This is a genomic window from Chryseobacterium sp. WX, assembly GCF_029542485.1.
Taxonomy (GTDB): Bacteria; Bacteroidota; Bacteroidia; order Flavobacteriales; family Weeksellaceae; genus Chryseobacterium; species Chryseobacterium cucumeris.
In genome coordinates, this window is sequence record NZ_CP120710.1 from 5,203,236 (window position 1) to 5,216,063 (window position 12,828).

Sequence of the window (12,828 nt, forward strand, 5' to 3'; positions counted from 1 at the left end):
ATCATATAAATTATAAAAAAGACTGCAGAAAAAATCTGCAGTCTCTCAAGTATAAAAATTATGAATAAATGAAGTTCTCCGCACCTAAAGCCATATAAAGATTTATACGCTCTATTCTGTACTGAAGTTCCAGATTGATGAGGTTCATTTCATTTTTCAATAGGTCCCTTTGTTTACGAATCAGTACAAAACTGTTGCTGGTACCGACCTTTATTTGTTTTTCAGTAAGAGAAATATTGTTTTTCAGTTCATTGACAGCATTAGTTGTATAAGTCGTCTGTTTTTCAATAGAACGGAGATTTGCTAAAGAAGATTCCACTTCGTTCAATGCATTCAGAACAGCTTTAGAATATTCTTCAACGACTTGTTTCTGCTGAGAATTTTTTACTTCTACATTCTTTTTAAGCTTTCCACCATTGAATAGAGGAGAAACTAATCCTCCGCCCACTTTTATTAAAGGGTTGGAAAATAAAGAATTAATAGATTCCACATTACTTCCTGCACTCCCAAGCGATGAGCTTATATTTAATGATGGAAGTCTTGCCGCTTTAGCTTCCTGTACTTCATAAAAAGCTTTTTCGATCTGGAAATGACTCGCCTGTATGTCTGATCTGTTTTCAAGAAGCTCCAGAGGAAAAGATTCAGGAATACTGCTTTTTACAGTATTAAAGAAATTCTGGGTTGCCAGTTTTCCCTCCGGATACTTTCCGGTAAGAAGCTCCAGAGACCTTCTCGACTGCATATTGGCATTTTTAATCTTTTCAAGATAACCCTGCAGGGAAATAATTTCGGCAGAAATATTGGACACATCAATAGCATTTGCCGTTCCAACTTTCTTCTGAATAATGTAGAGCTTTTCCAGGTCTTTGGTCTTCTGAATATAGCTTTCAATCTTATTTTCCTGAATGTTTCCTGCAATATTCAGATAATAAGCTTTGGCAATCATTCCTGCAATAGACTGATGCAGCAGTGTATTCTGATGTTTTGCAGAAAAATAACTGCTGGTGCTGGCCATCTGTGAAGATTTATTTTTGCCCCAAAGGTCAATTTCCCAATTGGCTTTTAACGCAAGACGCTGAACCTGGCTGCCACTAACCAGATTATTCGAAGTGTTGGCTACAGCACTTACGCTTGGATAAAGGTCGCTTCCGGCAATTTCCATTGCCAGCTCAATCTGGTTAAGCTTTTCTCTGGCAATAATCAGATCTGCATTATACAACATTCCTTCATTAATCAAAGCTTCAAGCTGTGAGGTCTTAAGATCATTGATCCAGTCATAGGAAATTGATTTTGAATTTGCTTTTCTGTCAAAAATCCAGTCATCCGGAATTTGTATATGAGAAGCAATTTCACTTTTTTCTTTCAACTCATTTATATTTTCCTTCGTAGCTTCTTTATAACCGATGCATGAGCTTAAGCTTACAGTGAGCACGCTCAATAAAACTAACTTTTTATACATGTTAATGAAGTTTAGGAATCAGGAAGTTGATTTTACTGTTGATTCGCACCATTACTTTTCTGATAAGATGAAGAGGTTTAATATGATCAGAATAGATCACAGCCATTCCTCTTGCTCCCACTGTAAGTTGCTTCTGGTTGTCTTCCAATACAAACTTGGCAATCAATTTTCCATCGGTCTCAGGTAATTGTCTTGCCGTATCAGGAAGTCCTGCCGTAGAACCATTTCCACCCAGCATTCCTCCTGCATTATTCATGATTCCCTGGCTTGTAGCATCAATTACATATTCAAGTTTAGCTTTTACCACTTTTCCAGGTTCTGTTTTAAGAGCAAGCTCTACTTCATTTCCATTTTTTACAGATTCAAGCTCGTTCTGAGCAAAAAATCCAATAACTGACTGCTGCTTCTGAATCAGAACAAATGCTGATTTGAATGGGGCCATAATAGCTCCTTCATTCAGCTGCACATTCGGAATTATCCCATCTGTTGGTGCTAAAACAACGGTCTGGGAAAGATTCCATTTTGCCTGATCCAGCTTAGCCTGAATCTCAGATACTGATGAATTTTCTCCGCCATAAGAAGCATTGGACTTTGTTTCCAAAGACTGCTGTTGTGATTGTGCAGCACTGATTCTTGACTGAAGATCGCGGACATTCGTGATCGCCTGTTCAAGATCGAACTTGTTGGCTGCTCCTGCCTGTACAAGCTCCTGATATTGCGCTACTCTTTTGTTGGCTAGATCAAGCTGAGACTGTAATGCAGAAATATTTTTTCTGGAAGCCGAAATATCTGCATCATAAGAATGTACAGTAGCTTTCATACTGCTCAGCTTAGCTTCAAGTGATTTAATTTCCTGTATATAAGGTTCCCTGTCAAGTACAAATAAAGTATCTCCCTTTTTTACTTCCTGGTTGGTACTCACATATACTTTTTTCACCTTTCCCAAAACCTGCGTAGTAATATCCACACTTCTGTTTCCCACCTTTACATCAGAGGTAATAGGGCAATAATAATTTAAACTTAATATCAAAGCGATAGATCCGAAGATAGGCAATGAATATACGATTACCTGTGTGGTAAATGTCCACGGGATCAGTTTTAATTTTTTAATAAGAAGCCAGCATATTCCGGCATATATTGCAACTAGTAATTCCAGCATGTTTTTTAATTTTCGATAGGTTTTAATTCTTCTTCAGGCAAATCTGTGTTGTCTTTCTCTCTTTCAGGAGCCGTCTGGTTTCCATAGTCATAGTTGGCCCAAATTAAGGCAACCGGCCATAAAAGACCGCCAAAGATCAGAGAAAGAAGACACATACTTTTGATAGCATTCAGCTGGGGATGGTTTTTCTTTTCTGCTACTTTTTCCGGGTAAATATGAACTTTCCAGAAGAGATAAATCCCTGCAATAGGCAATACAAATAAGATAAGCCAGGATGCTCCGTCGGCTATTTTGTCTTCAACATTGCCTGTAGAGGCCTGCACAAAATTGCATGCTAATAACAGGCAGAGAATGGTGGTTATTCTTTGCATAAATTGGTATAAAATGGTAATAAAATGTTGACTTAAGAAAATACAGATTAATACCCGGATGAAAACCCGGACATTCACATACTACTCTTTTAAGATGTAAAGACTATTCTATAAGATGTACTGCTTGGAAGATGATTATATTTTTTTTCATTTGGTTTTTTTATTGGTGAAGAACAAGTTTTTGACCGGACAAAATTATACTGAACAGAATAATTAAAAATATTCTTAAGTTATTTTTTTCCTTGATTCTTTTTTTTATTGTCACGGGCAGTTATACGGGAAAGAGAATTAGGAGTAATACCCAAAAAATTGGCAATATACTTTCTGTTTGCATTTTGACACACAAACGGATGGCTGCTCAGGAAATCTTCATAGCGGGAAAGCGGAGAACTTTTGCAAAACTGTTCTGTACGTGCGGATAAGATGCTGATAATCTGCTTTAAAGATTTTAAGTACAAATTGTAAATTCCTTTATGCTGAAATGCAGTCTGCTCAAATTCGCCTTTATTAAAAAGAAAAATTTGAGAATCAATGACAGCCTGTATGGTATATTTTTTTGTGCCTTCCGGGGAATAAGATTCCGGGCTTTCCATAAAAGCAACCTCTTTTTCTGAGGGCAGAAAAGTATTGATTTCAACTCCGTTTTCATCATCAAAGAAAAATCTCAGAAGACCACCTGTCAATATAAATAAATGGTTAAATGGCTGGCCTGGCTCTAAAAGTTTTTCTTTTTTCCGAAGAAGTTTGGGAGTACTGATGCTTGCAAGGACCTGAATTTCTTCATCAGATAATTCCTTAAAGCAATCCATTCTTCTAAACGTTTTAAACATAAATATTCATTATAATAACCAATATAAAAATAAGAAAAAATAGGAAAGAAAAAATAGTGAAAAAGCCATAAGACTTTCAACGAATTTTTTTAAGATATTTGCTTTGTATTAAATAATTTTGACATACAATGAACAATAACCGAAGAAGTTTTATTAAAAAACTGGGAATTGCCACAGCAGCCCTTACCATTAATCCTTTAGATGTGATGGCCGGAAATCTGCCTGAAAGTAAAAAAATCGTCAACAAACCTATTGTACTCTCCACCTGGAATTTCGGATTAAAAGCCAACGAAGAAGCTTGGACAATCCTTGGAAAAGGAGGAAGAGCTTTGGATGCTGTAGAAAAAGGAGTCCGTCTTGTAGAATTAGATCCAAAAGAAAGAAGTGTAGGATATGGAGGACGTCCGGACAGAGACGGAAGGGTAACGCTGGATGCTTGTATCATGGATGAAAATTATAATATCGGTTCTGTAGCCTGCCTGGAATATGTTAAAAATCCTATTTCTGTAGCCAGAGCTGTCATGGAAAAGACACCACACGTTATGCTGGTTGGTGACGGAGCATTACAGTTTGCCCTTTCACAAGGTTTTAAAAAAGAAAATCTTCTCACTCCCGAATCAGAAAAAGAATGGAAAGAATGGTTAAAGACCAGCCAATATAAACCCATTGCCAATATTGAAAATCACGATACCATAGGAATGATTGCTTTGGATGCCCAAGGAAATCTTTCCGGTGCCTGTACGACGAGTGGAATGGCTTTCAAAATGCATGGCAGGGTAGGAGATTCCCCAATTATCGGAGCAGGTTTGTTTGTAGATAATGAAGTGGGAGCGGCTACAGCAACAGGTCATGGTGAAGAAGTGATAAGAACCGTGGGAACCCATCTTGTGGTTGAGTTGATGAGACAGGGCAGAAATCCACAGGAAGCCTGTAAAGAAGCTGTAGAAAGAATTGTAAAAATCAATCAGCGAAGAAATAAAAATCTGAAAGATATTCAGGTAGGTTTTATAGCCATCAATAAACAGGGGGAATATGGATCTTATTGTATTCAGGATGGATTCAACTTTGCCGTTTATGATCAGAAAGGAAACCGCCTTGAAACTCCTGAATTTGCTTTGAAATAATTAAAAATTCAATAGAAATGGGCTTCAGCCCATTTAAACAAATAAAAGATACCCATTGGCTTTAGCCAAAACATAAAACAAATATGAAAAGAACGATTATCGCTTCCTTGTTTATGATTATTGCTTGCAAGGAAGAAAAGAAGGAGATAAAAAAAGATGGTGAAATCCAGCCAATAAAAGAAAAAGTAGTTTTGCATAATAAGTCCAATGAAGCTGAAGAAGCCCAAAAATGGTTGGAAAAAAGTATTGTCGATTATTTTAAAGCTGATATTGGCAGTGAAGAAAAGAATATGCAGAAGATCACTACAAAAGATTATTTTGATTATAAAACTGATGCAACAAATGTTAATCTGGATGTAGACGGAAGTCTTACCGACAAAGAATTTCAGGATAAATGGAAGTCTAAGTTTGATACCAGTAAAGCTGGAGTCGGCATAGGATTTTTGATCTCTGCTCAGGATTGGAACAGTATTGAAGTAGAAAGTTGCGATTTGAAGTCGTCTTCAAGGGATGAATATATATTCAATGTAGTATTGAGAGATGATGGCTTCAAAGCTCAATATCCCTCTGTGATAAAAGTAGTAAAAGAAAACGGTTCTTTTCTGATTGCGGATGTATGGCAAGACGAACCGAAATAAAATTTAATAGATACAATACAATGTCAAAAATAGAAATAGCTTGTTTTAATCCTAAATCAGCAGTAATTGCTTTTGAAAATGGGGCAGACAGAATCGAATTATGTGATGGACTCAGTGAAGGTGGAACTACTCCGGATTTCGAAACCATGAAGAAGCTTCGTGAAAAAATTACGGTCCCGATTTTTGTGATGATTCGTCCAAGAGGTGGAGATTTTACCTATTCGGATTCGGAATTTGAGCAGATGAAAAATGATTTGGTTCATTTAAAATCTTTACATGCAGATGGTTTTGTATTCGGTATCCTGGATGAAAATGATGAGATTAATATAGAGCAGAATAAAGTTTTAGTCGAATTGGCAAAACCGCTTCCATGTACTTTTCACCGTGCCTTTGACCGTGCTGCAAGTCTGGAAGATTCTCTGGAAAAAGTAATCGAATGTGGTTTTACAACCATTCTTACCTCCGGTCAGAAACCGAATGTATCTGAAGGAAAAGAAAATCTTAAGAAACTTGTTGAACTTTCCAGTGGAAGAATAGAAATCCTTGTTGGAGGTGGTCTGCGTTCATCCAATATTGAAGAGATTAGAGCATTTACTCATGCGGGTTACTTCCATTCTTCAGCCATTACGGATGGTGGGGCTTTTGCCAACCCGGATGAAGTGGTTGCATTGAAGAATAAATAATATGCATTCTGGTTGTCATTCCAAGCGTAGCGGGAATCTAGACTGATAAAATAGAGATTCCTTCATTCCTCGGAATGACAAAATCGCTGGTATGATAACAATTCAAAACAAATTTATTGATGAATAAAACGATCCTTTTTGTTTTCCTTTTTATGCAGAATACCCTTTCCGCGCAGTTTTCACAAAGAAGCTTGTCTTTGGAGAACTGGCAGTTTAAAAATTCAAAAGATCAAAACTGGCTTCCTGCAAAAGTTCCGGGAACCGTTCATTTGGATTTAATGGATAATAAGATCATTCCTGATCCTTTTAAGGATGAAAATGAAAAGAAAGTACAATGGATAGAAAACGAAGACTGGGATTATCAGGCAACATTTACAGTCTCTTCTCAGGAATTGAAAAATGACAATATTGATCTTGTTTTTAACGGTCTGGATACATTTTCAGAAATTTATCTTAACGGAAAACTGTTAAAGAAAACGGATAATATGTTCAGGAAATGGGAAATTCCGGTGAAACCATATCTGAAAACAGGAAAAAATACAGTTCAGATTAAGTTTAAATCTGCAGTGAATACCGGAAAGGAATTAGCGAAAAAAATTCCGTTCACCCTACCGGAATCACCAAGAAGTTTTGTGAGAAAAGCACAATATCAGTTTGGCTGGGATTGGGGACCAAGATTGGTTACGGCAGGAATTTGGAAAAATGTACAATTAGAATTCTGGAATAACGCCAAAATTATAACTGTTAAAGATATTCAGAAAAGCACCTCTGGAGCTTCTACAGACTTACATTTTGACATAGAAATTTATGCTGAAAATGCAGGAGACTATACCTTAGATCTTAATAAAACCCACAGAAAAGTATCTCTGAAAAAAGGAATCAATACAGTCTCTGTTCCTTACGAAACTGGCGGAATGAAGCTTTGGCAGCCTAACGGGCGTGGTGAGGCTCATCTCTATGATTTTGAAGTAAAATTAGCTAAAGATCAGAAAAACATTGATGCTAAAAATCTCAGAATAGGATTAAGAACGGTAGAATTGGTTCAGGAAAAAGACGAAAAGGGAAAATCATTCTATTTTAAAGTGAATGGACAGCCATTATATATCAAAGGAACAAACTGGATTCCGGGAGACAGTTTTTCACCTAGGATGACCAAAGAAAAATACCAGAAACTGATCAAAGATACCAAAGATGCCCATATGAATATGATCCGTATCTGGGGCGGAGGTATATATGAAGACGATGAATTTTACAAAGCCTGTGATGAAAACGGTATCCTGGTCTGGCAGGATTTTATGTTTGCAGGTAGCTTTTATCCGTCAGATGAAGCATTTTTAAACAATGTAAAAGAAGAAGTAAAAGATCAGGTGAACAGACTTCAGAATCATCCGTCCATTGCTTTGTGGTGCGGAAATAATGAAATTGATGAAGCGATTGTCAACTGGGGCTATCAGAAACAGTTTAAATATTCAAAAAATGACTCTCTTCAGGTTTGGAAAGATTATAAGAAGCTGTTTCATGAGGTAATTCCTAATGCATTGGCAGAAAATCTGAAATCGGATAAAAATATATATTGGCCAAGTTCTCCCTCCATTGGTTGGGGACATAAAGAAAGTCTTACCGAAGGAGATTCTCATTACTGGGGCGTTTGGTGGGGTGAGCAGCCTTTTGAAATTTACAACGAAAAAGTAGGGCGTTTCATGTCTGAATATGGCTTTCAGGGTACACCTAGCCTTGAAACTACAAAATCAATGTTCTCCGGAACTCTGGATTTAAGCCTTCAGAATCCAACCATTAAAGCTCACGAAAAACATGCCCGCGGCTGGGATATTATTAATGAATATCTGAAGCGTGATTATAAAATTCCAACAGATTTTACACAATACAATTACGTTTCACAACTGTTACAGGCAAGAGGAATGCAGATTGCTATTGAAGCTCACCGCCGTGCAAAGCCTTACAATATGGGAACTTTGTATTGGCAGCTGAATGATTGCTGGCCGGTAGTTTCCTGGTCTTCCATTGATTATCTTGGAAACTGGAAAGCCTTCCATTATCAGGCGAAAAGAAGCTTTGAACCTGTTTTGGTATCAATAGCGGAAACCGAAAAAAGCTATGATGTCTATCTGATAAGCGATCTCCTGAAAGAACTGAAAACAGAGACAAAATTTGAATTGATTGATTTCAAAGGAAAAATACTTTGGAAAAGCAGTCAGTCAGATAATGTAAAAGTTGATGTAAGTAAGAAAATACGAAGTATCATTAAATCAGAACTGGGTCAGTTTGATTTGTCCGCAACTGTTTTAAAGGTCAGTTCCGAAAAAGATGCAAAATTCGAAAAGCTGTTCTTCTTTAATAAACCAAAAGATCTGAAACTCTTACAACCTGATATTAAAATCAGGAAAATATCACCCACTGAAATTGAAATTTCAACAGATAAGCTGGCTAAGGACATTTATTTAATCGGCGATACTCACTTCAGCGATAATTTCTTTGACCTGCTTCCGGGAACTTCAAAAAGAATTACCCTTTCAAAACCTTTGGAAAATATAGAGGTGACGAGTCTTTGGGAGGTGATAAAGAAGTAAAATATATTCTGAAAAAATTATTTCAAGCAGTTATGAATTTCCGGAAGGTAGATCTCCCAACCTTACAGGTTTTCAAAACCTGTAAGGTATAATACTGGAAAGTTTCATTAGAAATTCTACCGAAAAAAATATAAATTTTACCCTTCCAACTCAAAAATCAGCCGTAAATTTGCCTCATATTTTATTACAGTTATGGTAAATTTTGTTCTGATTGCAGTGTGTATCATTGCAGGAATGATATTCAAAGCAACAAAATCTATCCACCCCGATGCTCACAAAGGCATCAATACCTGGATTCTTTATCTTGCTCTTCCGGCAGTTTCGTTTAAATATCTGCCCAAAGTAAAATGGACAACAGAAATGCTGTTCCCGATTGCAGCCACATTTTTAATTTCTGTGTTCTGTTTCTTTTTTATGATGTTTTACAGTAAGAGCAGGGGATATTCAAGGCGGTCCAGAAGTACTTTAGAATTGGCAAGCGGATATAGTAATACCTCTTTTATCGGATTTCCATTGATCAGTGCTTTTTATGGCGAAGGACTTTTGAGTATTGCCATTATCTGTGACCAGACCATGTTTTTTGCCCTTTCAACCCTGGGAATTATTGCTGCAGTAAAAGGGGGAAGTAAATCAGGAAAGGTGAGTGCAGCATTTATTTTAAAGAGATTAATAACATTTCCACCATTAATTGGCTGTATTTCTGCTTTGGTATTGTCTCAGTTCATTGATTTTACTGTTGCGGAACCATTTTTTGATAAGCTGGCAGCAACGGTAAGTCCGCTAGCCTTGTTTTCTGTTGGATTACAGCTGAAATTCAACGGATGGAAAAAACTGATTCCTCAAATGTCGATGTCCATGCTTTATAAATTGATTCTGGCACCCGCAATTGTTCTGGGAATGGCTCTGTTATTCGGAATAAAAGGAGATGTGGCTAAAATTACAGTATTTGAAGCAGCGATGCCAACCTTGGTTACTTCAAGTATTATTGCAGAACAGTTCAGGCTGAACTCAAAACTGACCAACCTGATCATTGGAGTCAGTATCATTGTAGGATTTATTACGTCTGCATTCTGGTATCAGATTACAGAACTTCTTTTTTAGTCATTCATGAATCCTTTCTTCGATCCTTTCTGAATTTGTGGTTGTTCTTTTATCTACACACTTTGTCATTCCGCAGGAATCCAGCCTGTCATATCATTATTTTTGATCAATGTAATTCTAGACATTAAAAAATATCTGAATGGGTTACATTACTACGAAATAGACAAAAATAAGGAGAAAGTAAAGAATTGAATGCAGTTTCAGGTTCTTGGTTAAAGATTACTAAAGAATCCCCACAAAGTTGCAGTTCTCTCAGGAAAATTCTAATTTTACACTTTAAATATTTCCCTTGCAATACGCTCAAATTGTTTTACCCCTCAACCTGAAAGGATCTTTTACTTATAAAGTTCCTGAGGAAATGATGTCTGAAATCCAACCAGGAATGCGTGTTCTGGTACCGTTTGGTGGAAAAAAGATCTATACGGGAATCGTGTTTGAGCTTCATAATAATGCACCGGAAAACTTTGTAGCCAAGGAAGTCATCAGCATGCTGGATGATCAACCGATTCTTCCTCAGGAGCAGATTGATTTCTGGAACTGGCTTTCGGAATACTATTTGTGCAGCCTCGGAGAAATTTACAGGTTTTCGTTTCCTTCTTCTTTAAAACTGGAAAGTGAAACCTATTTAAAATTAAAACCTGGAGCCATCATAGATTTTGAAAATCTGGATGTTAACGAAATGTATCTGATTCAGGCATTGGAAGTACGACAGCTGATCAATCTGACGGATATTGAAGCTTTTATTCCTAAAAAAGATATCATCAGAACCATCAATTCTCTGATTGATCTTCAGTACATTGAAATTGATGAGAAAATTGCTGAAAAGTATAAAGCCAAAGAAGTGGCTTACGTAAGAATTAATGATGAGGTTCTGGCCAATCAAAATCTTACGGATATTCTTTTAAAACTGAACAGAGCGCAGAAACAGAAAGATCTTTTCCTTCTTATATTGGAAAAACAGACGCAACATCCGGATGTTCCCATCAAAAAATCTGAACTGTTTGAAGACGGTTATTTCGGAAGTTCTCACTTCAAACCTTTGGCAGACAAAGGTCTTGTGGAGGAGTACTTTATGCAGAAAGACAGGATTGAAAGCTATGAAGGAGAAATCGAGGAACTTGAAGAGCTTTCCGAACAGCAGAAAATAGCAAAAGCTGAAATTGATGAAGCTTTTGAAGAAGGGAAGAATGTTCTGCTTCATGGCGTTACTTCATCAGGGAAAACCCATATCTATTTAGAGAAAATTGATGAGTGCGTCCGTGATGGAAAGAATGTTTTGTTTTTGCTTCCGGAAATTTCGCTTACCAAACAGATCACCCAGAGATTAGAAAAGAAGTATGGAAGACAGCTCGGTTTTTATCATCAAAAACTGACCGATTTTGAAAGGGTAGAAGTCTGGAGAAGAATTAAGCAGAACGACATCCGTATTCTGATCGGAACCCGTAATGCTTTGTTTTTACCTTACCGGAATCTTGGGCTTATTGTGGTTGATGAAGAACATGATTCTGCGTACAGACCAAGGGAAGTTTCCCCTTATTTTAATGCTAAAGACGCTTCTCTGGTTTTAGGCAGGCTGTATAACGCAGGAGTGATTTTGGGATCAGCTACCCCTTCTGTTGAAAGCTACTACAGTGCCAGGAAAGATAAGATGAAATATGTTTTCCTGAATGAAAGATTCGGGAATGTCAATCTGCCGGAATATGAACTGATCAATTTCAAGGAAGCTCAGGAATCTAAAAAGGTTTCAGGGAATTTTTCTCTGAAGCTTATCGAAGAGATTAAGAAAACGGTGGATGAAAAGAATCAGGCAATCGTTTTACACAATCGTCGTGGCTATTCCAATGTCATAGAATGTGAAAGCTGTGGCTATGTGAACTACTGCTCTAATTGTGATGTGGTCATGACGTATCACAAAGCGGCAAATGAAATGAAATGCCACTATTGCGGGCAAAGAGCTTCAAAACCGAAGACCTGCCCGAAATGTAATTCTGAAAAGCTGAATGAAAGAGGAGTAGGGGTAGAACAGATTCATGAAGAGGTTACCAAATTGTTTCCGGAAAATGAAGTAGACAGGATGGATGTAGACTCCATGCGCAAAAAATTCGCCTACGAAAAATTGTACGAGAAGATTGAAGACGGAGAAACAGATATTATTGTAGGAACCCAAATGATTTCCAAGGGACTGGATTTTGATCATATTGAACTGGTGACAATTCCTAAAGCGGATTCCTTATTATATGTACAGGATTTCAGAGCGGAAGAAAGAGCGTATCAACTGATCACACAGGTTTCGGGAAGGGCTGGAAGAGTCTCCGGAAAAGGGAGAATCCTTATTCAGACCTTTAATCCTGATCATTCCGTATTTCAGCTGATCAAGATGAATAATCCTGCGAAGATCTATAAATATATCCTTACCGAACGCCAGAAGTTCCATTATCCGCCTTTCACTAAGCTGATCATGATTGAATTGAAACACAGAAGAGAGGATAAAGCTGATCGGGCATCACAATTTCTGGGTTCTATCCTCAGAAAATATCTTCCTGAAGAATGTGTTTTAGGTCCGGAAAGAGCACCGATTGCAAAACTGAATAACTTCTATCAGTTCCAGATTATGCTGAAGCTTCCCCGTGGGAAAAACTATGAGAAATTCAAAAACATGGTTTTGATAAGTTTGAAAGAATTTGATGAAATCACTGCGTATCAAAGCATTAAAAAAGATGTTTTTGTTGATTTTTAACAATTTTTAACAAACTTTACACTCTTTTATAACGGGGCGGTGGTCCGTTATATAACAATAATTTCTACTTTTGGACGTTGATTAAGTGTTTGGCTCTTTTACTGAATGATTTAACCTTTCATTTTTATAGAGTCAAAA

At 37.1% G+C, this 12,828-nt stretch carries 10 protein-coding genes; 6 read left to right on the plus strand and 4 right to left on the minus strand.

Annotated features, from left to right (window positions below):
• Window positions 1–58 precede the first annotated feature (58 nt).
• From PZ898_RS23825 to PZ898_RS23840, 4 genes are all read right to left on the minus strand, one after another.
• Window positions 59–1,459, minus strand: coding sequence for a TolC family protein (locus PZ898_RS23825; protein WP_277694420.1), 1,401 nt, complete (start codon window positions 1,457–1,459; stop codon window positions 59–61).
• Between the two features lies 1 nt (window position 1,460).
• A complete protein-coding gene (locus PZ898_RS23830) occupies window positions 1,461–2,618 on the minus strand; it encodes a biotin/lipoyl-binding protein (RefSeq protein WP_062671032.1) in 1,158 nt (385 codons plus the stop codon).
• Between the two features lie 5 nt (window positions 2,619–2,623).
• Window positions 2,624–2,989, minus strand: coding sequence for a DUF3302 domain-containing protein (locus PZ898_RS23835; RefSeq protein ID WP_062671030.1), 366 nt, complete (start codon window positions 2,987–2,989; stop codon window positions 2,624–2,626).
• A gap of 230 nt (window positions 2,990–3,219) precedes the next feature.
• Window positions 3,220–3,798 (minus strand): Crp/Fnr family transcriptional regulator, encoded by a 579-nt coding sequence (locus tag PZ898_RS23840; protein ID WP_276834085.1) that lies wholly within the window; start codon window positions 3,796–3,798, stop codon window positions 3,220–3,222.
• A gap of 149 nt (window positions 3,799–3,947) precedes the next feature.
• Between PZ898_RS23840 and PZ898_RS23845 the strand changes: the two genes are divergently transcribed.
• From PZ898_RS23845 to priA, 6 genes are all read left to right on the plus strand, one after another.
• Window positions 3,948–4,943 (plus strand): N(4)-(beta-N-acetylglucosaminyl)-L-asparaginase, encoded by a 996-nt coding sequence (locus PZ898_RS23845; RefSeq protein ID WP_062671028.1) that lies wholly within the window; start codon window positions 3,948–3,950, stop codon window positions 4,941–4,943.
• A gap of 83 nt (window positions 4,944–5,026) precedes the next feature.
• On the plus strand, window positions 5,027–5,581 hold the full coding sequence (locus PZ898_RS23850) for a hypothetical protein (protein ID WP_277694421.1): 555 nt from the start codon (window positions 5,027–5,029) through the stop codon (window positions 5,579–5,581).
• Between the two features lie 20 nt (window positions 5,582–5,601).
• The gene (locus PZ898_RS23855; RefSeq protein WP_277694422.1) at window positions 5,602–6,264 is read left to right on the plus strand and encodes a copper homeostasis protein CutC; all 663 of its coding nucleotides are present in this window, start codon (window positions 5,602–5,604) and stop codon (window positions 6,262–6,264) included.
• A 119-nt stretch (window positions 6,265–6,383) separates the two neighbouring features.
• Window positions 6,384–8,852, plus strand: coding sequence for a glycoside hydrolase family 2 protein (locus PZ898_RS23860; RefSeq protein WP_277694423.1), 2,469 nt, complete (start codon window positions 6,384–6,386; stop codon window positions 8,850–8,852).
• A gap of 192 nt (window positions 8,853–9,044) precedes the next feature.
• The gene (locus PZ898_RS23865) at window positions 9,045–9,953 is read left to right on the plus strand and encodes an AEC family transporter (RefSeq protein ID WP_062671019.1); all 909 of its coding nucleotides are present in this window, start codon (window positions 9,045–9,047) and stop codon (window positions 9,951–9,953) included.
• Window positions 9,954–10,242: 289 nt separating this feature from the next.
• A complete protein-coding gene (priA, locus tag PZ898_RS23870; protein WP_277694424.1) occupies window positions 10,243–12,690 on the plus strand; it encodes a primosomal protein N' in 2,448 nt (815 codons plus the stop codon).
• Window positions 12,691–12,828 lie beyond the last annotated feature (138 nt).